The 25,880-nt window shown below is 48.5% G+C and carries 23 protein-coding genes and 1 other annotated feature; of the genes, 20 read left to right on the top strand and 3 right to left on the bottom strand.

Features of this window, described 5'->3' with window-relative positions; translation table 11 throughout:
* Positions 1-43 precede the first annotated feature (43 nt).
* The 3 genes from hemE to hemG are packed head-to-tail and all read left to right on the top strand — an operon-like array spanning position 44 to position 3,505.
* Complete coding sequence (gene hemE / locus BC351_RS33155; RefSeq protein ID WP_079419105.1) at positions 44-1,108, top strand: uroporphyrinogen decarboxylase; 1,065 nt, start codon at positions 44-46, stop codon at positions 1,106-1,108.
* A 1-nt stretch (position 1,109) separates the two neighbouring features.
* Positions 1,110-2,051 (top strand): ferrochelatase, encoded by a 942-nt coding sequence (gene hemH, locus BC351_RS33150; protein WP_079419103.1) that lies wholly within the window; start codon positions 1,110-1,112, stop codon positions 2,049-2,051.
* Positions 2,048-3,505, top strand: a complete 1,458-nt coding sequence (gene hemG, locus BC351_RS33145) for a protoporphyrinogen oxidase (protein WP_079419101.1) — start codon at positions 2,048-2,050, stop codon at positions 3,503-3,505. The genes hemH and hemG overlap by 4 nt, the downstream gene beginning before the upstream one ends.
* Before the next feature lies 1 nt (position 3,506).
* On the opposite strand, the gene BC351_RS33140 is transcribed toward hemG, so the two are convergent.
* Complete coding sequence (locus BC351_RS33140; RefSeq protein WP_079419099.1) at positions 3,507-4,166, bottom strand: Crp/Fnr family transcriptional regulator; 660 nt, start codon at positions 4,164-4,166, stop codon at positions 3,507-3,509.
* 72 nt (positions 4,167-4,238) lie between these two features.
* On the opposite strand from BC351_RS33140, the gene hemL reads away from it, so the two are divergent.
* Complete coding sequence (gene hemL, locus BC351_RS33135) at positions 4,239-5,537, top strand: glutamate-1-semialdehyde 2,1-aminomutase (protein ID WP_079419097.1); 1,299 nt, start codon at positions 4,239-4,241, stop codon at positions 5,535-5,537.
* Positions 5,538-5,589: 52 nt separating this feature from the next.
* Here hemL and BC351_RS33130 read toward each other — a convergent pair whose 3' ends face one another.
* Positions 5,590-7,065, bottom strand: a complete 1,476-nt coding sequence (locus BC351_RS33130) for a phosphodiester glycosidase family protein (protein WP_079419095.1) — start codon at positions 7,063-7,065, stop codon at positions 5,590-5,592.
* 269 nt (positions 7,066-7,334) lie between these two features.
* Here BC351_RS33130 and BC351_RS33125 point away from each other — a divergent pair, with 269 nt between their 5' ends.
* The 6 genes from BC351_RS33125 (at position 7,335) to BC351_RS33095 (ending at position 16,946) form a co-directional block, all read left to right on the top strand.
* Positions 7,335-8,216: an RluA family pseudouridine synthase gene (locus BC351_RS33125; RefSeq protein ID WP_208629878.1), complete on the top strand. Its 882-nt coding sequence runs from the start codon at positions 7,335-7,337 to the stop codon at positions 8,214-8,216.
* A gap of 122 nt (positions 8,217-8,338) precedes the next feature.
* Entirely contained in the window at positions 8,339-9,382 is a 1,044-nt protein-coding gene (locus BC351_RS33120) for a LysM peptidoglycan-binding domain-containing protein (RefSeq protein ID WP_167388050.1), read from the top strand.
* Between the two features lie 175 nt (positions 9,383-9,557).
* Positions 9,558-9,817, top strand: a binding site (T-box leader).
* A 98-nt stretch (positions 9,818-9,915) separates the two neighbouring features.
* Complete coding sequence (locus BC351_RS33110; RefSeq protein WP_079419089.1) at positions 9,916-12,588, top strand: valine--tRNA ligase; 2,673 nt, start codon at positions 9,916-9,918, stop codon at positions 12,586-12,588.
* A 61-nt stretch (positions 12,589-12,649) separates the two neighbouring features.
* Positions 12,650-14,035 (top strand): bifunctional folylpolyglutamate synthase/dihydrofolate synthase, encoded by a 1,386-nt coding sequence (locus tag BC351_RS33105; RefSeq protein ID WP_079419342.1) that lies wholly within the window; start codon positions 12,650-12,652, stop codon positions 14,033-14,035.
* Positions 14,036-14,042: 7 nt separating this feature from the next.
* A complete protein-coding gene (gene murC / locus BC351_RS33100) occupies positions 14,043-15,431 on the top strand; it encodes a UDP-N-acetylmuramate--L-alanine ligase (RefSeq protein ID WP_079419340.1) in 1,389 nt (462 codons plus the stop codon).
* A gap of 159 nt (positions 15,432-15,590) precedes the next feature.
* Entirely contained in the window at positions 15,591-16,946 is a 1,356-nt protein-coding gene (locus BC351_RS33095; protein WP_079419087.1) for an SPOR domain-containing protein, read from the top strand.
* 45 nt (positions 16,947-16,991) lie between these two features.
* Here BC351_RS33095 and BC351_RS33090 read toward each other — a convergent pair whose 3' ends face one another.
* Positions 16,992-18,239, bottom strand: a complete 1,248-nt coding sequence (locus BC351_RS33090; protein ID WP_079419085.1) for an N-acetylmuramoyl-L-alanine amidase — start codon at positions 18,237-18,239, stop codon at positions 16,992-16,994.
* Between the two features lie 145 nt (positions 18,240-18,384).
* Between BC351_RS33090 and BC351_RS33085 the strand changes: the two genes are divergently transcribed.
* The 10 genes from BC351_RS33085 to BC351_RS33040 all read left to right on the top strand — a co-directional run bounded on the left by BC351_RS33085 (position 18,385) and on the right by BC351_RS33040 (position 25,880).
* Positions 18,385-18,627 carry a DUF4321 domain-containing protein gene (locus tag BC351_RS33085; protein ID WP_079419083.1) on the top strand — a complete coding sequence of 81 codons (243 nt, stop codon included), beginning with the start codon at positions 18,385-18,387 and terminating at the stop codon, positions 18,625-18,627.
* 58 nt (positions 18,628-18,685) lie between these two features.
* Entirely contained in the window at positions 18,686-19,294 is a 609-nt protein-coding gene (locus BC351_RS33080) for a Maf family protein (RefSeq protein ID WP_079419081.1), read from the top strand.
* 110 nt (positions 19,295-19,404) lie between these two features.
* Positions 19,405-19,854: an RrF2 family transcriptional regulator gene (locus tag BC351_RS33075; RefSeq protein ID WP_079419079.1), complete on the top strand. Its 450-nt coding sequence runs from the start codon at positions 19,405-19,407 to the stop codon at positions 19,852-19,854.
* A 111-nt stretch (positions 19,855-19,965) separates the two neighbouring features.
* Positions 19,966-20,655, top strand: coding sequence for a RadC family protein (radC, locus tag BC351_RS33070; RefSeq protein WP_079419077.1), 690 nt, complete (start codon positions 19,966-19,968; stop codon positions 20,653-20,655).
* Between the two features lie 34 nt (positions 20,656-20,689).
* Positions 20,690-21,727 carry a rod shape-determining protein gene (locus tag BC351_RS33065; protein WP_079419076.1) on the top strand — a complete coding sequence of 346 codons (1,038 nt, stop codon included), beginning with the start codon at positions 20,690-20,692 and terminating at the stop codon, positions 21,725-21,727.
* 19 nt (positions 21,728-21,746) lie between these two features.
* On the top strand, positions 21,747-22,613 hold the full coding sequence (gene mreC / locus BC351_RS33060; RefSeq protein WP_079419075.1) for a rod shape-determining protein MreC: 867 nt from the start codon (positions 21,747-21,749) through the stop codon (positions 22,611-22,613).
* A gap of 13 nt (positions 22,614-22,626) precedes the next feature.
* The gene (mreD, locus tag BC351_RS33055; protein ID WP_079419338.1) at positions 22,627-23,154 is read left to right on the top strand and encodes a rod shape-determining protein MreD; all 528 of its coding nucleotides are present in this window, start codon (positions 22,627-22,629) and stop codon (positions 23,152-23,154) included.
* A gap of 72 nt (positions 23,155-23,226) precedes the next feature.
* Positions 23,227-23,889: a septum site-determining protein MinC gene (gene minC / locus BC351_RS33050; protein ID WP_079419074.1), complete on the top strand. Its 663-nt coding sequence runs from the start codon at positions 23,227-23,229 to the stop codon at positions 23,887-23,889.
* 40 nt (positions 23,890-23,929) lie between these two features.
* Positions 23,930-24,724 (top strand): septum site-determining protein MinD, encoded by a 795-nt coding sequence (gene minD, locus BC351_RS33045; RefSeq protein WP_079419073.1) that lies wholly within the window; start codon positions 23,930-23,932, stop codon positions 24,722-24,724.
* A 7-nt stretch (positions 24,725-24,731) separates the two neighbouring features.
* Positions 24,732-25,880, top strand: a complete 1,149-nt coding sequence (locus BC351_RS33040; protein ID WP_079419072.1) for an FtsW/RodA/SpoVE family cell cycle protein — start codon at positions 24,732-24,734, stop codon at positions 25,878-25,880.

The raw sequence follows: 25,880 nt of genomic DNA, 5'->3' as shown, positions 1-25,880 counted from the left end.
AGATGGAAACCTAAAGTTTCACGGAAAAAGAGGAAGGTGCCTCATGAGCTACAACGACAATTTTATTAAAGCATGCCGCAAGGAACAGGTGGATACGCTGCCTGTTTGGTATATGCGCCAAGCTGGACGCTATGACCCGGATTATCGCAAAATCAAAGAAAAATATTCACTGCTCGAAATTTGTCAGCAACCGGAACTTGCTGCTGAAGTGACGATGATGCCCATTAAGAAGCTGGGTGTGGATGCAGCCATTTTATATTCCGATATTATGAATCCTGTTGCCTCACTCGGAATCGATTTTGACATTGTGAAAGATGTAGGTCCCGTTATTCATACTCCGGTCCGCACCGCACAAGATGTGGAGCGACTTCGTCCGATTGATGTGGAGAAAGATTTATCGCATATTATCCAGACGATTCGTATTTTGGACAAGGAGCTTGAGGTTCCTTTGATCTCATTTGCTGGAGCGCCATTCACGATTGCCAGCTACTTGATAGAAGGCAGGCCGTCCAAAAGCTATATCCGTACGAAGCAGCTCATGTACTCGGAACCGGCTGTTTGGTTTGCCCTGATGGATAAGCTTGGGGATATGGTAATCACCTATTTGCGTGCGCATATTGCTGCCGGCGCCAAAGCCGTTCAGGTATTTGACAGCTGGGTTGGCGCGCTTTCTCCTGCCGATTTTGAAGTGTATGTCTTGCCGACGATGAAGCGGATCTTCCAAGAGCTTTCTGATTTAAAAGAGCCTAAGATTTACTTCCCAGGTGTGAGCTCAGGTGAATTGCTTCCTTACCTCAGAGGGATTCAAGCGGATGTAATTGGTTTGGATTGGCGAGTTCCTATTTCGATAGGCAGAGAACGCGTAGGCGATCAATACGCTGTGCAAGGCAACTTGGATCCCTATATTTTAACAGCCCCAATGTCTGTCATTGAGAAGCAGGCGAAAGCGATTATCGATGAGGGAATTCAGAAGCCGGGTTATATTTTCAACTTGGGTCATGGGTTGTTCCCTGAAGCGTCGCTGGAGAAGTTGAAGGAGCTGACAACGTTCATTCATACGTATTCCCGTTCGGTCTTAACTCAGCAAGCAGAAAAGAGTGGTGTTTAAGATGACAAAACGTCGGATTGGTGTATTAGTGATGTCTTACGGTACGCCGGAAAGCTTAGATCAAGTAGAAGCATACTACACCCATATTAGACGCGGTCACCCGCCAACGCCTGAGCAGCTGCATGAATTAACAGCACGCTATGAGGCTATCGTGGGAGGGTTTTTCCCTTTGCGCGAAAATACGAATAAACAAGTCAAAGGACTTGAGGAAACACTGCGCAGCGAGCATCCTGAGGTGGAATTTGTGTGCTATCAGGGTCTGAAGCATGCTCAGCCATACGTAGAAGACGGCGTAGAACAAATGGTGAAAGACGGCATTACGGAAGCCATAGGGGTCGTTCTAGCTCCGCATTATTCAACGATGAGTGTCGGCGGATACGTGAAAAGAGCGAAGGACAAAGCTGATGCGCTTGGTCTAAAGATTGATTTCGTGCTGGACTATCATCTCCATGCCAAGCTTGTGGACGCGCTTAGCACACGCGTGAACAATGCGTTGGAGAAATTTAAGGATGTAGATCGGAATGAAGTGCGCGTTATTTTCACTGCACACAGCTTGCCGGAGAAAATCCTTGAATTAAAAGATCCTTACCCGGATCAACTGCTCGCTACCTCCAAAGTGATTGCGGAACGCGTCGGTCTCACGAATTGGCAGTTTGGCTGGCAAAGCGCTGGACAAACGGCGATGCCATGGCTTGGGCCAGACATCCTCGATGTCCTGCGTACGATCACGAAAGAAGAAGGCGTGAAGAACGTTCTGCTCTGTCCGATCGGATTTGTGTCGGATCATCTGGAAGTTCTTTACGATATTGATATCGAAGCACAGGCTTTGGCCAAAGAGCTGGGGCTGCATTTGGAGCGAACGGAATCTCTGAATACAGATCCCCTTTACATGGAAACATTGAGTGATGTTGTTTATACCAAATGGGAAGAGGCTGCGAAATGAGTACCGACATTCCTCACTACATGATTGTTGGCGGGGGGATCACGGGGCTAAGCGCTGCTTTTTATCTAAAGAAACGGTTGGAATCAGAGGGGCGAGCGTTTCGCCTTTCTGTCGTTGAAAAGGGTGCAGCCTTCGGAGGAAAAATCTCTACGATTGAACGAGACGGCTTCGTCATTGAGAAGGGACCGGACTCTTTCCTCGCGCGCAAACGTCCAATTATTGATTTGGCCTATGATCTTGGACTTGAGCATGAACTGACCGGAACGAACCCAGCAGCCAAGAAAACGTATATCGTTCGTCAAGGGAAGCTGCATCGCATGCCGCCCGGCTTAGTGCTGGGCATCCCGACGCAAATGACGCCATTCATGAAAACTGGACTCATTTCTCCAGTCGGCAAGGTAAGAGCTGCAATGGATTTGATGCTGCCAAAGCGTGAGGTGACATCAGATGAATCGCTTGGACATTTTCTGCAGCGGCGGTTGGGGAAAGAAGTGTTGGAACGCATTGTAGAACCGCTGTTAGCGGGGATTTATGCGGGCGACACGTTTAAACTGAGTCTCAAAGCGACATTTCCTCAATTTCGATCCATGGAACAGAACCATCGAAGCTTAATTCTAGGAATGATGGCGAGTCGGAAAAATGTAGCAGAGGAGAGCGCTCATCTGCCTTCAGCCGTGCGCAATTCTGTTTTCGTGACGTTCAAGAAAGGGCTTCAAACGCTTGTATCAGGTTTAGTGGAAGCGCTGGAATCTATTGATTTACGCAGTGGGGTCGGCGTAGCGAAGCTTAAGCAAAGAGGCCAGCGAACCGAGGTTATTTTCGAGGATGGACACAAGGAACTTGTTGACGGCGTCATTCTGACAACGCCTACCTATCAAGCTGCTCCCCTGTTGGCTGATTTGCCGGCAGCAAGTGAGCTTAAGAAGATTGACTACATTTCGGTTGCGAATGTAATTATGGCCTTTGATCGCAAGGATATTCCTTTTGAGCTTGATGCATCGGGCTTTCTGGTGCCTAGGAGCGAGGGATTGACGATTACCGCCTGTACCCTAACCTCCGCTAAGTGGCTGCATACGGCTCCGGAAGGGAAAGTGGTGCTGCGTTGTTATATCGGCCGATCCGGCGAGCAATCGTGGCCAAGCTGGTCAGATGAGGAGCTCGTGAGCAAAGCGCGTCACGATCTTCGTGAGCTGCTTGGGTTAACGGCAGAGCCGCTTTTTACGGAAGTCACGCGCCTTCTAAACTCGATGCCGCAGTACCCAGTTGGTCACTTGGAGCAGGTTGCTCAGTTTCGTGAGGAGCTTGCGGCCTTCATGCCAAACGTGTTCATAACAGGGGCAGGATTCCACGGCGTTGGTCTGCCAGACTGCATCCGGCAAGGGAAGGAAGCTGCTTGGCAGCTTGCTGACTTCACGGGGAACGAGCTTAAAAAAGTGGCTGCAGCTGCCCGCTGATCTAACGAAGCTTGGCTAAATCCAGCTTGAATTCAGAAGGTGAGATCGTCAGGATTGCTTTTTCTTCCAGATCACGAATGACTTGCATGAGAGCAGCCTTTTGCACGCCGGCTAATTGAGAGATTTCGTCAAAGTTCAGCATGAGCTTAATCGTGATCATCGTTCCGCTGCGCAAGCCATGCTTATTGGCTAACGTAATCAAGCTTTTGATGACGCGGGTTCTTGCATCCAAGAAGGTTAAGTCATGCACATGTTGATTCGTATCGCGAAGCCGGCTGCTGAGTTCTTGCATAATGCCAAGCGCAATGTCAAAATGGCTGCGCAGCAGTTCAAGGAAATTATGGGTTGTCAGGCTGAGCAGAAGGCAGTCTTCGAGGGTTTGGGCAGAAGCGGAGCGCGGCTTGCCGTCAATCAGAGATAGCTCGCCGAAGCTTTCGCCTGCTTTGCAGATGGACAGTATTTTCTCTTCGCCGGTATGACTGGCAGTATAGATTTTGACAGAGCCGCTAAGCACCATATAAAAGACAGAGCCGGCGTCTTTTTCAGCAAACAGAATCGTGTTTCCCTTATAGGAGCGCCTGGTACATATCTGGGCAAGGGCATTCAGCTGATCCGCATTTAATTGGGAAAATAAAGGTACTTTTTGGATGGTTTCCAGCATGAGGGGGACCGCCTTTATCAGGAATGATTTCAACTCATTTTAACATAGAACGCTTAACGGGGGTATGAAATTATGGAAAATTCGAGCAGAATCGACACGCGCTCATCGGCAGCTTTTCAAGAAGCCAAGAAGGTGATTCCAGGCGGCGTAAATAGTCCCGTGCGGGCCTTTAAATCGGTCGGCTTAACGCCAATGTTTATGGAAAAAGGATCAGGTTCTCGTGTCACCGATATTGATGGCAATACATTTATTGACTACGTCGGGTCATGGGGGCCATTAATTGTGGGTCACTCCCATCCGGTTGTGCTGGAAGCAATTAAAGCTACAGCAGAGAAGGGGACAAGCTTCGGCGCACCGACGCTTCTGGAAACAGAGATGGCTAAGCTGGTCATTGAACGCGTCCCATCCATTGATATGGTTCGGATGGTGAACTCGGGCACGGAAGCGACGATGAGCGCTCTGCGATTAGCCCGCGGCTATACGAAGCGCGATAAGATTGTGAAGTTCGAAGGAAGCTACCACGGACATGCGGATGCCTTATTGATCAAAGCAGGCTCTGGCGTGGCTACGCTGGGCTTGCCTGATTCTCCAGGTGTACCGGCTAGTGTGGCATCTAATACGATAACTGTTCCTTATAATGATTTGGCTTCTGTACAGCTGGTGTTCGAGAAATTCGGCGAAGAAATCGCTGCTCTGATCGTTGAACCGATTGCCGGGAATATGGGCGTCGTGCCTCCTGCGGCAGGTTTCCTTGAGGGCTTGCGAGCTATTACCCTTAAGTACGGCTCATTGCTCATTTTTGATGAGGTGATGACGGGTTTCCGGGTGCATAAGAATTGTGCGCAGGGCTTATATGGGGTTACACCGGATTTAACTTGTTTGGGCAAAGTCATCGGTGGAGGGCTTCCTGTCGGCGCCTACGGCGGTCGACTGGACATTATGGAACATATGGCGCCTGCTGGTCCCATTTATCAAGCAGGAACCTTATCAGGCAATCCTCTTGCCATGGCAGCGGGGTACGCGACATTATCCTTGCTTGGAGAACCCAATGTGTATGAGGAACTGGAACGCAAATCAGCGAAGCTAGAAGCGGGCTTTGTCCGCAATGCCTCGGAGCTGGGTGTAGCAAGCACGATCAATCGTGTAGGTTCGATGATTTGTCCATTCTTCACAGAGCAGAAGGTTACGAACTATGAGACGGCCAAAACGTCGGATCTCGCGAAGTTTAATGCCTATTTTGGCCATTTGCTGGACCTTGGAGTTTCTGTAGCTCCTTCACAATTTGAAGGCATGTTTGTTTCTACGGTCCACTCGGACGAAGATATTGAGGCAACGATCGAAGCACAACGCACTGCCTTGCAGCGTTTATAAAAACAAAAGACCTGGCCGCTATACGCTGGCCAGGTCTTTTGCTATGTAAAGATTAGTTAGTTTTTACTGGTGTTGAAGGTGTGGGTGATGGTGTAGGCGCTGTATTGCCTGAGCTTGCAGGTGGTACGGGTGCCATGCTCGGAATAGGTGTCGCGCTTGGCTTAGCAGTTGGGGAAGCTCCTGCTGAGGAGCCTCCTGTACCTGCTGTATTGCCTCCGCCGGCCCCGGGACTTGGCGTCGGGCTGATGGAAGCGGAAGGAGACGTTTCCGGCTTCGCAGACGTGCCTGGTTTACCGGTGCCTGCATCCGTTCCCTCAGGACTTGGCACTGTGCCATTCTTGCCTGGCTCGCCGCTGGATTCAGGCTTGTGTGACCCCGTTGGCGTTGGCGTAGTCGTTGTTGTAGGCTTCGGTGTTGTTTTCGGCGGATTGGCTTTCTTCTCTGCCTGTTCCTTCAAGAAATCAGGGTGGTCATAGGCGCCACCTGGATCAATCGTCTTAAGGCCTTCCCATACATTCTTGACCTTTACTTCATCAGGATGATCGAAAACCAAGAAAGCAGAAGGCAGACGACGTTCGCCGTAACGGCTGGATGGCTTCGTAATCAATTCATCGTTGTAAACCATTTCGGAGGAAGCTCCTCCGTCGAGGAAGCCGGCATTAATAACGCCGTCCTCTAAGAAAATATCTTGGACTTCTTTCAGGGTTGCCCCCACACTGCTGGTTTGTCGGCCATCGATCACGATGAAGATAACCGTTCCATCGGCCTTTTGTCCAACTGCTGTACGAGGGGCGCGTCCCCAGCCTCCGTCACCGCTGGTAATGAGCGGCTTGCCGTTGGCAATAACACGAGGATAGAAAGACACGGCGTCCGAAACACCAAGCCTCAGCAGTTCATTAATCGTATATTTCCCGATGATCAGTGTGCCTTCTTTGGTAAATCCGACAATCTGCTGCGCGATGCTGCCTTCTTGGTCGGTATACAGAATTTCGCCGCCGGACATAATAACACCAATTGGCGCAAACCCGTTTCCAAGTCCGTCAGGATCATTAAATCCGCCGCCGTTAACGCCCGCAACTGCTCCGGTACGCTGAACCATCGCCGTAATTCGCTCGCCTTCTCCTTGCTTGGCGGGAACGACGACACGAATCGTACGTGGATCATACACATACATTTTCTTGCCTTTCCAGAATTGTCCGGATATATCTTCTACTTTCACTAGACTTTCTAGTGGACGATTAGTGTTGAATTGAACAGCCTTCAAATCTTGCTTTTCAACAGAGTTGACCTCGGTTAAATTTTGCATTTCAAGCACCATTTGATCTCTTCGCTGAGCACCTACGAAAATCCAAGCCCAATCACGATGCTGCGTAGTAATGACTGTTTTGGCCAGATATTCACGAATATACTCGCCTGGCGGTGTTAGAAATAAAAAGCTTGAACTAAGAAACGTACAGACGGCAATAATAAGAAGAATGCGCTTCAGCCAACTATAATTGCGGAAATGATCTAATATTGAACTACTCAAAGATGTTCCTCTCCTGCTCTATTAATCTATTTTGAAGTATAAATGTCGAAAAAAATCAATACTAGATATATATTATCATATTTTCACATGCAATTGTTATTGGTAATTGTTAAAATAAAGTGTACATAATACCTATTCGTGTAAGGAGTTTTTCAAACGATGAAACGCTATTATTTTTTTGATTTTCCAATAGATCTTATGGCCGTTGTTTTTGTGTTTCTGCTTTTGCTTCTGGTTATCCTTCTGGCTTTTCGCAAAGGGACACGCTCATGATGGTGGGGAAACGCAGCGGTGAATGGCTGGAGCTGCCGTTGCCTAATGCCATGTGGAAGCCGCTTAAGCCAGGGGCCATCGAAGAATTGGCTGTTTTCCTGCCGGTTCCGCGCAAGTTTTTTCTGCGACTAGCGTCGCAGGGGCTTATTCGCGTTCAAGAGGAGAGCATCCGAATACGCCTATTCCCTTCCGAAGAACCCTCCTATAAACCAGAGCGCTTGGCGATCGAAATTCTTTATGAGGATGATTACTGTCTGGTCGTGAACAAACCTGCGGGCATGTCTGTGCACCCCGCAGAAGCTGGGCAGGGCGGCACGTTGGCCTCAGCTGTGGCCTATTACTATAGCTCGACAGGCCAAGCTTGTGCGATTCGGCATATACACCGTCTAGATCAAGATACGACCGGCGCTGTCCTTTATGCCAAAAATGAGTGGGCCCATGTCCTGCTCGATGAGGCGATGCGGGATAAACGGATTGATCGACGTTATGTCGCCGTAGCCGAGGGGGTATTTCGTTCGAAGCAAGGAACGATTGATGAAGCTATTGGCAAGGATCGCCACCAATCTGGTAAACGCAGAGTGACGCCTAGCGGGGATCAAGCGGTCACGCACTTTAAGGTGCTTCAACAGATGAAGAAAGCTGCATTGGTTGAATTGGAACTGGATACGGGCAGAACTCACCAAATTCGTGTCCATCTCAGTCATCTGGGTCATCCGCTGATGGGAGATGCCTTATACGGCGGTTCGTCTCGTTTCTTTCATCGCCAAGCCCTGCATGGAGAGCGGCTTTTATTCGATCACCCGATCACTCAGAAGCAGATTGAAGTTCATGCGCCGCTGCCGCAAGATTTGCAGCAGCTGATCACAGAAGTGACGTAGCTCAAAAATGTAGTCATGCCTGGCCCTTCCCATCCATATACTTTTAGAGACAAACAAGTAAATGGCCAAACAATCCGTCTGTGTGTCCAGCAGCGGGTTAGATGGAAGGGAGGATTCGTTCGGTGTCTGAACAACAACCAGGTTTAAGATTCGATATCTATGAACGCGTTCATTTGCAGGAAGATTTGGCGGGGATCCAAGAGCTGAACGATGTGGAATTGCTGCCTCATATTCAAGTGCTTACGCTGGATGATCAGGCCATCCTGAAGGGGAATTTGCTGCTTACCGGCAATTATGCCAGTGAAGAGGGAGGAACGCCTCGATCCCTGGAGCACTTGATTCCGGTCGAAATCACGCTGCCCTTGAATCGTATTCATCGTGTAGAAGATATTCAGGTTGAGATTGAGAACTTTGATATTGATCTCTTGTCGGCCAGAAGCCTGAATGTGACCGGTGTTCTTTCGCTGCAGGGCGTCGAGATTGTATCGGTTCCGCTGGAAAGCTGGCGTGAAGAAGAGGAAGTAACATTCACCCATGAAGTTGGGATCCCGCGGAACGAGCCGCCAGCCCCTCCACAGGTCTATGAGGAGCCTGCTGTACAAGCGCCAATGTACGAAGAACCGCCCGCGGTTCAGCCTGTGCCTGAATTAGAGGATCTTGGGCCTATTGCATCCGTACCAACAATGCCTGCTATTCAGGAAGAGGAGCAGCAGGATGATGGTGAAACGGTCATTCAAATCGAACAAACAGAATTGAAGGTGACTCCCCATCCCGAGAGCACGGTGGTTACGGAAGAGAAGAAAGATCTCAAAGTCGCGTTTGGCAAAAAAGCGACTGAGGCGACCGATCTCAATCCTTACGGGATCAAATCGCTTCTTTCCAAAGCAGGCTCGTACCTTACGGATAAGCGAAAAGCGGAAGAAGAAGCGCAAGCTGCGCTTGCTGAGGAAGCGAGAATTGATGCGGTTGAATGGAGACGGCTGTTTCTTCAAAACCATACAAGCTCGCAAGAGTTCAGAAAGCTGAAAATGTGCATCGTTCAAAGGGAAGATACGCTGGAGTCGATTGCCAAGCGTTACCAGCTGAATCCGCGTGAGCTGCAGCTTTTGAATCGTCTGAATGATCAGGATATCTCCGTTGGCCAAGTTATTTATCTCCCCAGATAAATAACCGGATACATAGGCAAGAGCTTCTGGCTGCTTTCTGCGGCCGGAGGCTCTTTTTTTTCGTAACATCTTTCAAAACGGAGCATAATTTACTCATAAACGGCAATACTGGAATGATATATTGACTCTATTTCAAATGTTCGTTATCATATGATGTAAACCATTTTGAGTAATATTGGAAACGTTGATAGGGAGTAGTAGGCGGTAAGCCCTTCAGAGAGTGGAACTGGTAGCGCTGAAAGGTTCCATAGGAAGCAACCGAACGAAGTCGCCCTGGAGTTGTGAATGTGATGGCAGCTATCCGTCTATGCGGTATAACTGACTTAGCATTCGCCGGCCGCAGCCGTTATCTGTTTGAGAGCCACGCGCTTTATTTAGTTGAAGCTGCGCGGAATGAAGGTGGTACCACGGAAGCGCAAGCCTTTCGTCCTTTGCGGGCGGAGGGCTTTTTTTGTTTGAATTTAGCTGGTTTACAAGGTATGACAGGCGCTTAAAGCCTATCGAACAGAGATTCTAGTAATGGAGGTAGTCCGATGACTGAAGCTAATGAAACCAAAGAGCAATTACAAATGCCAACTACGTATGATCCCAAGGAAGCCGAGCGAAAGTGGTACGATTACTGGATTAAGAATGAGTTTTTTAAAGCGGGCAACCGTCCGGATGCTGAGACGTACACCATTGTTATCCCGCCTCCGAATGTTACAGGGATGCTGCATATCGGGCATGCGCTTGATTTCACCCTCCAAGATATCTTAGTGCGGACGAAGCGTATGCAAGGCTTTGACACGCTTTGGCTGCCTGGCTCTGACCATGCAGGCATTGCCACGCAAACAAAAGTGGAGCAGAAGCTTCGCGAAGATGGCCAAACCCGCTATGATCTCGGACGCGAGAAGTTTCTGGAGAAAGTGTGGGAGTGGAAGGATCAATACGCGAACACCATTCGTGAGCAATGGGCCAAAATGGGCTTCTCCCTCGATTATTCCCGCGAGCGCTTTACCTTGGATGAAGGTCTGTCGCAAGCAGTTCGCGAAGTCTTCGTAAGCTTGTATGAGAAAGGTCTTATCTACCGCGGCAATTATATTATTAACTGGGATCCCGCAGCACGTACTGCGCTTTCAGACATTGAAGTTGAATACAAAGAGGTGCAAGGCGCCCTCTATCATTTGTCATATCAAACGGCTGACGGGACAGATTCTATCGTTGTGGCGACGACGCGACCGGAAACGATGCTGGGCGATACCGCTGTTGCAGTTCATCCCAAAGATGAGCGCTATAAGCACCTGATCGGCAAAACGCTGCTGCTTCCGATTGTAAATCGCGAAATTCCGATCATTGCTGACGACTACGTAGAAAAAGAGTTCGGAAGCGGCGCTGTGAAAATCACGCCTGCGCATGATCCGAACGATTTCGAGGTAGGCAAACGCCATGATCTCCCGCAAATTCTCGTGATGGATGAAACCGGTACGATGAATGCGAATGCAGGCCCGTACCAAGGACTGGATCGTTTTGAATGCCGCAAGAGAATCGTTGCTGATTTGAAAGAGCAAGGTGTTCTGATTAAAATTGAAGAGCACGTTCACCAAGTAGGTCACAGTGAGCGCAGCGGTGCAGTCATTGAGCCGTACCTGTCGACCCAATGGTTCGTGAAAATGCAGCCGCTTGCTGAGAAAGCGATTGATGCGCAAAAATCAGGCAATGGCGTTAATTTTGTTCCGGATCGTTTCGAGAAAATTTATTTGAATTGGATCGAAAATGTACGTGATTGGTGTATTTCCCGCCAATTGTGGTGGGGACATCGGATTCCGGCTTGGCACTGCGCAGATTGCGGTCAAATCACCGTAACACGTGAAGATGCGACAGTTTGCTCGCACTGCCAAAGCACGAACCTCAATCAAGACAACGATGTGCTGGATACGTGGTTTAGTTCTGCTTTATGGCCGTTTTCAACGCTTGGCTGGCCGAACGAAGAAGCCGAGGATTTGAAACGCTTCTATCCGACGAATGTGCTCGTAACCGGCTATGATATCATCTATTTCTGGGTATCTCGCATGATCTTTACGGGACTTGAATTTACGAAGCAAAATCCGTTCAAAGATGTTTTGATGCATGGACTCGTTCGTGATTCTGAAGGCCGCAAAATGTCTAAATCCTTAGGCAATGGCGTGGATCCGTTAGAAGTGATCGAGAAATACGGCGCAGATGCTATGCGTTATATGATCTCAACTAGCAGCACGCCAGGTCAGGATCTTCGTTTCCGCTGGGAACGCGTTGAGCAGGCGCGGAATTTTGCCAATAAGATCTGGAATGCTTCCCGCTTTGCCCTTATGAATCTAGAAGGCGTTGCCGCCTCTGATATTGATTTGACAGGTCAGCTGGGTACGGCGGATCGCTGGATTCTGCACCGTCTGAACGAGACCGTTCGCGAAGTAACCCGTTTGATCGACAGCTACGAGTTCGGTGAAACCGGTCGAGTACTGTACAACTTCATTTGGGATGATCTATGCGACTGGTACATTGAATTCAGCAAACTGAGCTTGTACGGAGCAGACGCAGCGGCGAAGCAAAAGACGCAATCCGTTCTGGCGTATGTTCTCGATCAAACGCAGCGCTTGATTCACCCGTTCATGCCGTTTATCTCCGAAGAAATTTGGCAGCATTTGCCTCATGAGGGTGAAACGATTACGCTTGCTGCATGGCCGCAAGAGAACGCTGCTTTCGAATCACCGGATGCTGTGCGCGAGATGGAGCTTCTGATGGATGCGATTCGTTCTGTTCGCAATATCAGAGCAGAAGTGAACGTGCCTATGAGCAAAAAGGTTGAACTGCTGGTGAAGCCGGCGACCGCCGATACGCTGAGTATTCTTCGCAACAATGAGGAGTACCTCAAACGCTTCTGTAATACGTCCCTGCTCCAAATCGACGCCGATATGGCAGCGCCAGAGAAGGCAATGACGTCCATTATTACAGGCGCAGAGCTGTTCTTGCCTCTGGCAGGTTTAATTGACATCGCGCAGGAGCTTGCCCGCTTGGATAAAGAGCTGCAATCCTTGCATGGTGAAGTTGAGCGTATTGAGAAGAAGCTGGGCAATGAGGGCTTTGTGGCCAAGGCGCCTGCCAAGGTGATTGAGGAAGAAAAGGCTAAACTTGCTGATTATGCGGATAAACGGGATAAAGTGATTGCTCGATTAGCGGAATTAAAAGGATAATGCTGGTAAAATGGTTAGTTGCCTAGTTACACAGACAAGGTGATTCATATAGTAAATGAGGATGAGAACGATGAACGAATTAAAAGACACCCCTTCGGCTGAATTTCAAACAGCGCAAGAAGCGATTGCGTGGATTGTTGGCCGGATGGAGAAACTTGGCATCAAACCGGGACTTCAGCGAATGCAATTGCTGATGGAAAAGCTCGGTCATCCCGAACGCAGGTTGAAGTTCATCCATGTGGCGGGGACGAACGGCAAAGGCTCTACTTGTGCGTATTTATCTTCTGTCTTGCAGGCATGCGGCTACGATGTGGGGACGTTTACGTCTCCTTACTTGGAGAAGTATACCAATCGCATGCAGGTGAATGGTGCGGATATTGAGGATGAGGTTCTGCTGCGTCTAGTGAATGAGATGAAGCCCATCGTAGACGAAATTGCCGAGACGGAGCTTGGGGCTCCGTCAATGTTTGAAATCTCGACCGCACTGGCCATTATGTTTTTCGGCAAAGTTGCTTATCCGGATTATGTGGTATGGGAAACAGGACTAGGGGGAAGGCTGGATAGCACGAATATCGTGAATCCCGTTGTTACCGTCATTACGAATGTGGGTCATGATCACATGGATATTCTGGGAGATACGCTCGAACTGGTAGCTGCTGAGAAAGCTGGCATTATCAAAGCGGGCGTACCGGTCATTACTGCCGTGGGGCCTGAACAAGGATGGCATGTTATCGAAGAAACGGCCAAAGCGAAGAAGGCTACACTGTATTCGCTTGGACATCAATTTAATTATGCCAATGTATCAAGTAAGCTGGATCATCAATCCTTTGATTTCAGCGGGCCTTTTCGCCGAATCGAAGGCGTGCCGATCTCTTTGAATGGGGAGCATCAGCTGACGAATGCGGCGGTCGCTGTGATGACTTTGGAAGTGCTTCGTCAATATTATGCTTGCATCGTAGATGATGAGGATCTGTTCAAGGGGCTTCAGGGAACACGCTGGCCAGGGCGGCTTGAAATGATTTCGAACGAGCCGCGCATTCTGTTGGACGGCGCGCATAACCCGGAAGGAGCCGCTTCGCTGGCTGCCGCCCTTCAAAGTGTATATTCTTACCGCAAGCTGCATCTGATGATGGGAATGCTTTCGACAAAGAATCATACAGGCTATCTCAGGCATATACTACCATTGGTGGATACTCTTATTCTTACGGAACCTGATTTTCATAAAAAAGGTGATGCTTCCAAGCTTGCCGAGCTTGCCAGAGACCTGCTTCGGGATATGGATCGCACGGTAGAGATTGTCGTGGAGCACGATTGGAAGCAAGCATTAGAAGTCCTTACAAGCAGAACTGAGCAGGATGATCTGGCGGTCGTATCCGGCACGCTGTATTTAATCTCTGATGTTCGTTCTTGGATTACCTATCAAACCGATTCTGAAAAAGGATGGTGAGAACGGCGTGAGTCAAGCAGAACACGTACATTTTATTGGCATCGGCGGATACGGCATGAGTGCAATTGCCAAAGTCATGCTTGAAATGGGATACCGAATTTCCGGTTCCGATCTAGCACAGCAAGAACTAACAGAAAAGCTAATTGCTAAAGGCGCAAAGGTTTTCATAGGACATGAAGCGGGCAATGTCTCCGGCGCTGATTTGGTTGTGTACTCGACAGCTCTTTCCAAAGATAATGTGGAGATGCAGGCTGCGGAGGAATTGAATATTCCGGTCATTCATCGTTCACAGATGCTCGCAAGGCTTATGAACGAACGCAAGGGCATTGCGGTTGCAGGCGCTCATGGCAAAACAACAACATCGTCTATGATTGCGTTGGTCATGGAAATTTGCGGAGCGGACCCGACGTACATTATTGGCGGAGAAATCATGAATGTGGGCAGCAATGCCAAAGCAGGCAAGGGTGACTTTGTCGTCGCCGAAGCGGATGAGAGCGATGGGACATTCCTTCAATATCATCCAACTCTCGCATTGGTCAATAATATCGAAGCGGATCATTTGGAGAATTACAACGGTGATTTCGAGAATTTGAAAAAGGCGTACAAACAATTCCTCAGTCAAGTAAGACCTGGAGGGAAAGCAATTGTTTGCCAGGATGATACTTTCCTGCGGGAAATGATTCCAGCTATTCAAAGCGAAGTCATTACGTATGGCATAGATAGCGAGGCTGACTATGTAGCGCATGATATTACGCTGGGTGACCGTAAAGTTACTTTTGCCGTAAGGTTCAAGGGCGCAGATTTGGGCTTGGTGAGTTTATCCGTGCCAGGCAAGCATAACGTGTATAATGCGCTTGCGACGGTAATCACTTGTTTGGAAGCGGGATTGCCATTCGAGCAGATTGCAGATGCGATTCAAGAGTTTCGCGGGGCAAAACGTAGATTCCAAGTGTTAGGCGAGGTAGAGGACATCCTGGTCATCGATGACTATGCTCATCATCCTACGGAAATTCAGGCCACAATATCGGCTGCCAAAGCAACAGGGAAGCGAATTATTGCTGTTTTCCAACCGCAACGATACACGCGAACCTATTATTTGTTTGAGCAGTTCAGCCGCTCCTTCGATGAAGCTGACGAGGTGATCATCACCGATATCTACTCACCGGCAGGCGAACAGCGAATCGAAGGCGTGGATTCTGCCAAGCTGGTTGACCTGATCAGAAGCAACAGCAACCCGAATGTTCGGCATATTGCAACGAGGGAAGAGGTTCTATCCGATCTGATTCAGCGTGTACAACCTGGCGATCTCGTGCTAACGATGGGTGCGGGTGACATCTGGAAAGCGGCGGATGGACTAGCAAAGTCGCTGCGCAAGAAATACGAAACGAATACCTAGCTTAAAGATCGCTGCAAGCCAATTTGGCTGGAGGCGGTCTTTTTTTGCTGAAAGGAACATAATTCGATTCTCTCAATCATAATCTAGTAACAGAAGATTTGGACAAGACAACGTGGCGTCAAAGCCCGTTCCAAATACATTTATGAGGGAGTGAAGAGAATGAGCAAAGCTAGAATAACCTACCGTTTCGATCCAAAAGAACCCATAGAATCAACCCGCAAAGCCTCACGCGTACCTGATCAGGATGAGAAAGTCATCCCGCTCTATCAGGAAGAGTTCAAAGTAATCACGCATCCAAGTGAAGAACGTGCGCCGGACCCGATTACTTCCTATCAGCAGGCTGAGAGAGAGCAAGTCGAACAAATGTTTGAGCCGCACGCATTAAATACCTTTACAACTGATTTTGGGAATTGGAACAGTCAGATTGAAACAGAGAGCGACCGTGTGGAACGAATTATCCGCGAATCCCAGGAGGTCAGAGACCGCCAGGAAGACAGAGAATTGCCTCCGGAAAGACAGGGGGCGCAGGAGTCGATGCCGGAGCGAAATCGCGACGAGTGGTCAAGCTGGACCTCGAAGGGGCCCTATGTGGAGCCAGAGACAGGTACACGATATGCCAAACCATCGGGCGCGCCTTGGATTCGTATTGCAACGTCAGTGGCTGGTGCTGTTGTGACCGGGATCGCATTTGGTTTTTTCGTTCTTTCGATGTTCTCATCCAATAACGATGCCAACGACACTGCTGCGGCTAAAAATACAATTGCCTTGCCATCGCCTAAGGCGCAGGCAGCGGTTCCATCGAAAGCACCGACGGGAGCTGTCAAGACGACTCCGGAGCAGGCAACAGCTGCTGCTGCATCTGCATCGGTCGTTACACCGGTGCAAATTCCTGCCAAGTCGTATACGTTTCTGCAAAATGGGGTGTTCAGCAGCTTGCAGGGCGCTCAAGCCACGCAGGATACTTTGAAAAAGAAAGGCTTGGCATCCGCACTCGATTCTTTGGATAAGCTGACCGTATTTGTGGGTTTTGCCAAAACGAAGGATGATGCGCTCGCACTGCGTGAGAAGGTGCAGGCTGCGGATAAATCGATTGAAGTGTATATCAAAAGCTTAGATATCCCCGCAGCAACAGGCATCCGTTGGGGCGGACAAAAGCCGGATTCCGTTCCTTCTTTTCTGGCCGAAGGGGACAAATTGGTGAACGCAATAACAGGGCTCACCGTAGTGCATTTGGCGGAGACGAAACCAACCGCGCTGGCAGAAGCTTCCGTGCAGACGATCCATACTTCCCATCAACAGCTAACCACTTTGTCAACAGCGATGAACGAAGGGCTGACGGATGAATCGAAATTGGTCGTGCAAAAAATGACAGCAGCCATCAACAGCGCGGTCTTGTCGATGGACGAGTATAAGAAAAGTCCTTCCACAGCGATGTTGTGGCAAGCTCAGTCGTCGATGATGCAGTACATTATCGCCCAGAAAGAGCTGCTTAAGAAAATCAGCGTCCCTTCCTAAAAAAAGCGTGTCCGAACCTTTTAAGGGCTCAGACACGCTTTTTTTTCATTTGACATAATAACGATTCAACAAGGTCGCCATCTCGGCGCGGGTAATGGTTTGATCTGGCTTGAACGAGGTATCGGTGATGCCATTGATCAATCCTTTATATTGCAAAGCATAAATGGCTTTCGCGCTCCATAACGAGGAAGGCACATCGTCGAAGCTAGGCTGCGGTGCTGCCTGCTGCCTGCTATTTGCAGTGGCGGAAAGCTGCAGCAAATGGTCAAACAGATAAGCAACCTCGCCACGCGTAATCGCTTGGTTGGGACGGATGGTTCCATCCGAGTACCCCTGCAGCAGATTCAGTTTCTTGGCTTTGGCGAACACGGGGCTGGCCCAGTGAGACGTTGGCAGATCTTTGTAGCTTTGCTCAGCGTCATCAGCCTGGCAGCCATATACAAGCGATGTGACGGTTCCGCTTGGTTCACAGGACGCTTTCATTTCGCTGAAGGAGAAGACACGATCCATCAAGGTGAGGAATTCAGCTCTGGTCAGCGCACGATCGGGTTCATACCGATTGCCCATACCTTCAATGACCCCTTTATTTTGCATCCGTACGATCGCTTCTCGGGCCCAATGGGTAAGTGTGTCCGTGAACAAGGGAGGTGCGTAAGCGGCAATTCCATTCGCTATGCCTTTTGCCATCTTGGCTCGCACCGCATCGCTAGCGAGCAAAGCGGCATCGCTGCTTTGGCTGAGAAAGGCTGTTTCTACAAGAATGCTCGGAATGGTCCCCATTCGGGCGACATACACAGCACTTGGGACGAGTCCTAAGTTTTTGGTTCCCACCGCTGCGACCAGAGAATCCAAAACGTGCTGAGCAAGGTCTTTGCTGTAGGGAGTCAATTGCTTCATCGTTTCACTGGCAGGGTAATCCTCTTGCGGATAGGCATTGTCATAGTAAAGCACCATGGAGCCGTTGGTTTTGCCATCAGGGTGAGCATTCGCATGAATAGATACGAATAAATCCGCTTGCTGCGCATTCGTGAATTCGACTCGCTGTGCAAGCGCCCAGTAGGAATCATCTTTTCTGGTCAAAACAACCTCATAACCGAGCGCTTTCAGCTCGTCTCTTACTTTTTGGGTGATGTCCCAGTTGACATCTTTTTCACGGAGGCCATTGACGCCGATAGCTCCGGGATCGCTTCCACCGTGTCCGGCGTCCAGCACGATTTTGTAAGCAAAGGCTTGATACGGAAAGGCTAGGGTTAATAGAAAAGTGAATAGGACAAGTCTTTTTAGTAGAGTCATAGTTGAAATACCTCCGGTAACTATCTTACTAGGATCAGCTGGGGATGTAAGCAGGTAACAATCACCATGCGATCACATTTTTCATGGAAAAAAGAGGAGTGTGCCAGTATAATAGGGCTTGTACATAGAAGAGAGGATGACAGGCATGAAAAAAGGCACCTTCGCATTAATCGTATTTTTAATCGTCGGTTTGATTACCGGGATTATTGTTGGCCAGCTGCTGGCGCCGGTCCCTGCTCTTGCTTTTTTGACCAAATCAGCCCAGATCTCCTGGGAGCCTAAAGCTGATCTGCAGGTTGTGAAATATGAGTTCCATCTTTTGGTGAAACTAAACTTATGCAGTATTCTTGGATTAGTGGGGGCCTACCTCCTGTATCGCAAGTTGTAAAAAAAGCAGTCTCGCCTATGTGTGAATTCGATTATTACTTTGAACGGAGTTGTTTCTTATGAGTACCAATACCAATCACCATCAACGACTTATTCTGGCATCGTCATCGCCGCGCAGACAAGAGCTTATCCAAACATTAGGTCTACCCTATATCATTCGAGTGAGTGACGCAGATGAGACCGTCGAAGAAAAAATCACGCCAGCTCAGCTGGTGGAATTGCTTTCTTTGCGCAAAGCATCCATGGTGCGCGAAATGCTGGAAGCTGAAGAGAAGCATGGTATTATTATCGGCTCGGATACGGTCGTTGTTTACCACAATGAAGTTTTGGGCAAACCGGCGGACGAACAAGACGCTTTCCGGATGCTGCAAGCACTGCAAGGCAATACGCATCAGGTTTATAGCGGGATCGCGTGTATCGATGCAGCTACGGGCAAACAAGCCGTTTCGCACAGTGTCACAGATGTCAAGATGAAACCAATGACCGACAGCCAAATTCTTCGTTATATTGCGACAGGAGAACCTAAGGACAAGGCCGGCTCTTACGCCATTCAAGGGATCGGAGCTACGATTGTGCATGCCATCGAAGGCGACTATTTCACCGTTGTTGGCTTGCCGCTGTCTCTGCTAAGCGATCTGCTGCTTCAGTTTGACATCGAAGTTCTCTAAACGTTCACCGTTCTGCCTCCCAAAAGGTGCTCATCCATTGACTGTATAATCTGTAACGGGTACAATGACAGTAAGCGACACAACATCGCATTCTTCAGGGGGGACCAACCATGAACAGCGAATTTACGATAGCCGTCCACAGTCTTGTATTTCTTGCTAATTTGCCCGATCATATGGCAACAAGCGAAGAAATTGCTGTGAATGTGTCTACACATTCTGCTCGTATTCGCAAAGTGATGGGCTTTCTTCGAAAAGCAGGCTACGTTTCAACGAAAGAAGGTATCGGCGGCGGTTTCATCCTCAGCCGAAACCCGGATGAAGTGACACTCGGTGAAATTTATCGATTGACGTGCCAAGGCTCCTTGAAGCCAAGCTGGTGCTCTGGGGATGAGAATAAACCCTGTTTGATTTCATCCAAGATGGATAAATTAATGGGAGATGTGTTCGCAGACGCCGAGAAGCAGATGGAATTGTACTTCAATGGACATACCATCGGCAGTATGTTGGAACGAATCAGAGCTTTCGAATGCCCACAATCGAATAATGAGTTATTGTCCTAGAAGCCCTCGGATCTTATGAATCCGGGGGTTTTATGTCGTTTTTTGAGCATATTTCGGCATGAATGGGATAGAGGGAAGTAACACAACCTACAAGATGAAAGAGGGGAATTCATGGAAGCCACAAGCTTGATGCTGCGAGAAGTGCCAAATGAAGAAAGACCGAGAGAGCGAATGCTCCAGTATGGAGCCGGAGCCCTAAGTCATGTGGAGCTTTTGGCTATTTTGCTTCGAACAGGGACCGTATCTGAATCAGCTGTGCGTTTGGCGACACGAATATTGAACGAAAGTGGGGGCTTGCGCAGTCTAGTAGATATGAGTAAAGATCAGCTGACGCAGATCAAAGGGATTGGCGATGCGAAAGCTCTGCAAATTATGGCTGGCATTGAGCTTGGACGCAGACTCGCCAAAAGCAGCCATGCCGAGCGGGTGACGATTCGTTCGCCCAAAGATATCGCCAATTTGATGAGCGAAGATCTTCGTTATTTACAAAAGGAGCATTTTGTTTGTTTATTTCTGAATACGAAGAATCATTTGCTGGCGCAGGAAACTTTGTCTATGGGCAGCTTGAATGCATCCATCGTACATCCCCGAGAAGTGTTTCGCGCGGCGATCAAACGCAGCAGTGCTTCAATCGTTTGTGTACATAATCATCCCAGCGGCGACCCCACACCAAGCCCTGAGGATATTCAATTAACGCACCGTTTAGTGGAAGCGGGAACTATCATTGGTATTGAAGTACTGGATCATGTTATCATTGGTGATCAGCGATTCATTAGTTTGAAGGAACAAGGCTTTATGTAATATAATAGATTGGCAACAGGAAAGGAGCATTGCCATGTTTGGCGGTTTAACGAAGGATTTAGGGATTGATTTGGGTACAGCGAACACACTGGTTTATGTAAAAGGCAGAGGAATTATCGTTAGAGAACCGTCTGTGGTTGCTCTACGTACGGATACGAAAACAATCGAGGCTGTCGGAGACGCAGCCAAAAAAATGATCGGGCGCACCCCTGGCAACATCCGTGCGATTCGCCCGATGAAAGATGGCGTTATCGCCGATTTTGAGACAACAGCGACGATGATTCGCTACTTTTTGAGACAAGCTCAGAAGCAGCGCTGGCTCTTTCAGCGTCACCCGAATGTGATGGTTTGCGTGCCATCCGGAATTACAGCTGTAGAGAAACGTGCGGTTGAAGATGCGACCAAACAAGCGGGAGCGCGCGAGGCGTACACGATTGAAGAACCGTTTGCTGCGGCAATCGGGGCTGATCTTCCTGTTTGGGAACCAACAGGCAGTATGGTCGTCGATATCGGCGGCGGAACGACAGAAGTCGCGGTGATTTCTCTCGGGGGCATCGTTACCAGCCGCTCGATCCGCATCGCCGGGGATGAAATGGACGATGCTATTATTCAATACATTAAGCGTACATACAATCTGATGATTGGGGAACGCACATCCGAAACGCTTAAAATGGAAATCGGCTCTGCGCTTCCGATGGAGAAGCCGGAGACACTTGAAATTCGTGGACGTGATCTGGTTTCCGGTTTGCCCAAAACGATGAGCGTGACATCCGATGAAATTACGGAATCCCTTCTGGACACGGTCAATGCCATCGTCGAAGCGGTCAAAGTTACGCTGGAGAAATGTCCGCCCGAATTGTCTGCGGATATTATGGATCGCGGCATCGTTCTAACGGGCGGCGGCGGCTTGCTTCGCAATCTTGATCGACTGCTGGCAAGAGAAACAGGGATGCCTGTCCTCGTGGCAGAGAACCCGCTCGATTGCGTGGCAATCGGCACAGGACGCGCACTAGAAAACATTCATTTGTTCAAGAATAAGTCAGGATCAGGCTCGCGATATAAGCAGCGTTAATATTCGTTAGAAGGTGCTCATGTTGTTTAAATTTATGGGAAACAAGAGGCTGTTTTTCCTGATGTTCGGACTTGTCTGCTTCTTTATATTGATGGGATTGACATTAGGGAACCGGGCACCGATGACGTGGCCGGAGAAATTCGTCAAAGACTCCGTTTCTTGGACGCAAGGACTCTTCTACAAGCCCGCTGCGCAGGTAGCGGGTTTCTTTGAAGATGTTCGTCAGTTAAGGGTTATTTATGAAGAGAACAAGACGCTGAAGCTGACGCTTACACAGTATGCGCGAGATACGCAGCGTTTGAATGATCTGGAAGCTCAGAACAAGCGGTTGATGGAAGAGCTTGGCTTTACGGAGCGTCAGCGTCAAGCCAATGTGTACAAGTACCGCATTGCAGAGGTCGTTACTATTGATCCAGATCCGTATAATAGCACGGTCACGATTAATTTAGGCGACAAAGACGGCATCAAGGAGAATATGGCCGTTATGACCGTTGACGGACTGGTGGGCAGAGTGAGCAAAGTATTCGGCTTTCACTCGAACGTTCAACTGCTGAAGGAAACGAATGACACGGACAACAATTCGAAAGCGATCGCTGTCACTGTGAAAGGCAACGACAATCAACCCTTCGGGATGATTGAATCCTATGATTCCAAAACTGGCGAGCTTGTGATGAACAAGGTCGAGCATGCGGATGATATGAAGGTTGGGGACACCATTATTACTTCAGGCTTGGGGCAAGTATTTCCGAAGGGCATTGAGGTAGGTACGATCACTTCCATAGGTCCTGGGGAATTTGGAATCACATACAAGGTTATGGTGAAGCCGAAGGCTTCTTTCAGCCATATTCGTGAAGTATTTGTGGTCGAAGTCCCGGAAGTGAAATGAGGTGAGCCGTGACGTGACTCGACATTTGCTATGGCTCATTTTGCTTGGCTTGTTTATCCTGCAAGGCAGCATCGTCGTCTGGCTGATTCCATCAGCTTGGCAATCGACTGTAACCGTAACGCCCCATTTCACGCTCGTCTTCATCTTGTTTATCGGACTTTTTCATCATCGTCATACCGCTCTCATTTACGGGCTTCTGTTTGGGCTCTTGCATGATTTCAACTACTACGGTTCTATGCTGGGGGTGTATTCCTTCAGTATGGGACTAACCGGCTACTTGGCTGGATTAGCACAGCGAAGACAACCTAATTTAATATTTTATAATTTGCTGATTACCGGAATGGGATTGCTCTTGTTTGAGTTTTTTAACTATGGGATCAACCGGCTGTTCAAGCTTATTGACATTGATTTGGAATTTGCCCTCACCCATTACATGCTTCCGAGTGTTCTGTTTAATCTGCTATTTGCCCTGATTTGCTACGTTCCCATTCGCAAGCTGCTTGAAGGAAAGCGGAATGCGCCTGCTGGAAACGAAGATTAATTTTCTAGGCGGTTTGCAGGAGAATTCAGGACAGGAACCGAAATGTATAGGTTGGGAGGTTGTCATACACTTATGTCCGTAACTAAGCACCATGTGATGATAAAAGGGGTCAAGGATGGCCTTGTTTTTTTACTAAACGATGCATGCGAATGGCAAGATTTGCTGCAAGAACTGCAGCATAAGCTTGAGAAAACGCATCAACAAATATTGACCGGACCGATTATTCATGTGCATGTGAAATTAGGCAGCCGTGACGTGACGGAAGAGCAGAAGGAAGAGATTAGATCTGTCATTAAGCAAAAAGGCAATCTTCTCATCCAATCGATCGAAGGTGAGCCCCGTAAAGAGGCTGCCGCTGAAGAACCTGTGGCTTCAATGACAACAGTTAAGGGCATGATTCGTTCGGGACAAACCCTCCACCAAGAGGGTGATTTACTATATTTGGGCGATGTGAATCCGGGCGGAACGATAACATCTACCGGAAACATTTATATTATGGGTTCGCTTCGGGGGATGGCGCATGCGGGGATTGATGGCGATGATAAAGCTATTATCGCAGCTTCCCATATGCGGCCTACCCAATTGCGGATTGCCGGCATCATCAGCCGTTCTCCCGATGAGTGGGGAATTGAAGAGGCCTTCATGGAATTTGCTTACGTGAAAGAAGGCAAAATGGAAATCGATAAGGTGCATCAGCTTCATCGACTTTGGCCGGATTCAAACTTGAAATCTTAGTTTGTAACATATAGAAAAATTGCGTGTGGGGTGAGAAAGTATGGGAGAGGCAATCGTTGTCACTTCAGGAAAAGGCGGTGTTGGTAAAACAACGACTTCCGCTAATCTTGGAACAGCATTGGCACTATTGGGGAAAAAGGTTTGCATGGTGGATACCGATATCGGACTGCGCAATTTGGATGTCGTCATGGGACTTGAGAATCGAATCATTTACGATCTGGTCGACGTGGCGGAAGGCCGCTGCCGTTTGCCGCAAGCTTTAATTAAAGATAAACGCTTCGATGAGTTGTATCTTCTGCCTGCGGCACAGACGAAGGATAAGCATGCTGTATCGCCGGATCAAGTGAAGGATATTATTCTCGAGCTCAAAAAAGACTTCGAATTCGTCATCATTGACTGTCCTGCTGGCATCGAGCAAGGGTTCAAAAATGCTGTAGCCGGCGCTGACAAAGCGATAGTCGTGACCACGCCTGAGAATGCCGCTGTGCGTGACGCTGATCGGATTATCGGACTTCTGGAGAATGAGAAAATTTCCTCTCCCAAGCTGGTTATTAACCGTATACGTCCCTTGATGATGAAGAAGGGCGAGATGCTGGATATAGACGAGATCTGCTCTGTGCTGGCGATTGATTTGTTAGGGATTGTTCCCGATGATGAACACGTTATCAAGGCAGCTAATCTGGGAGAGCCAACTGTTATGAACCCATCCTCACGCGCAGCTATCGCCTATCGCAACATCGCTCGCCGCATATTGGGGGACACTGTTCCGCTTATGCAATTGGAAGACAAAACGGGCTGGGTGAAGCGTATGAAAAAGTTTATTGGAATAGGATGATTGGACAGTGCTTGCGAAACTGAAAAACATAGATATTCCGATTGTAGTCATCTTGCTTGCCTTCATGGTGATCAGCACGATGATGGTGTACAGCGCTTCTGTGGATCATCCTTCGATTGTTATCAGCGTCACCAAAATTCTCGTTTTATACGCGGTATGTTTTATTGCATTTCTGGCATGCAGTGTATTTGATTTTCGCGTCCTTATTCGAATTGCTCCTTACTTGTACGGAATTGGTATCCTTTCATTGATTGCTGTGTATTTTTTCGGCAAAAAAATTCATGGAGCACGCGGTTGGTTTGAGCTTCCCGGGGGACTTACCTTTCAACCGGCGGAATTGATGAAGTTAATTCTGATTATTTGCGTTACAGCGCTGTTGGCAAGACGCGGCGGGGATCTATTGCAAATCAAGAATGATATCATTCCGGTCGGAGCGGCTGTTTTATTGCCTTTTATTCTGGTTCTTATCCAGCCGGATTTAGGGAATGCGATCATCTTTGTCATTATTCTGCTCGGGATGCTCTGGATTGGAAATATTAAATATTCGCATGTTTTGCTCAGTGTTGTGATCTTGGCGGGGGCTGGCTTCCTGATCTTGACTCTATACAAACAATTTCATCAACCTTTGTTTGACTTGCTTAAGGGATTAGGCTTCAGTCATTGGATGGACCGGATTGACACGTTTCTTTATCCGCATGAAGTGTCCGCTGATGATAATTATCAAGTAAATAATGCGATTAGAGCCATTGGTTCGGGCGGTCTAGAAGGGGAAGGATTCCTGCAGGGAACGTCCGTTCATAGCAACTTTATTCCTTTTGCATACTCAGACTCCATCTTTGTTGTGGTAGGAGAAGAGTTCGGTTTTCGTGGATCGGCAGTCCTTTTGCTTATCTATTTCTTGTTGATTTATCGGATGATCCTCATCTCCATTCAAAGCTCGCATCTGGGCGGCGCTTATATCGTCGTTGGCGTTGTGTCTATGTTTGTGTTTCAAATTTTTGAAAATGTGGGCATGATGATAGGGATTATGCCATTAACGGGAATAACACTGCCTTTCGTCAGTTATGGCGGTACTTCGCTTATGATCAACATGCTTTCACTTGGGTTAGTCATGAGTGTGAAGCTCCATCAGGATCGTGAGCCTGAATTATTTTAA

Source organism: Paenibacillus ferrarius (genome assembly GCF_002027705.1).
Lineage (GTDB): Bacteria > Bacillota > Bacilli > Paenibacillales > NBRC-103111 > Paenibacillus_E > Paenibacillus_E ferrarius.
Note: the sequence above shows the minus strand (reverse complement) of the source record. Positions and strands in the feature narration are given on the sequence as shown.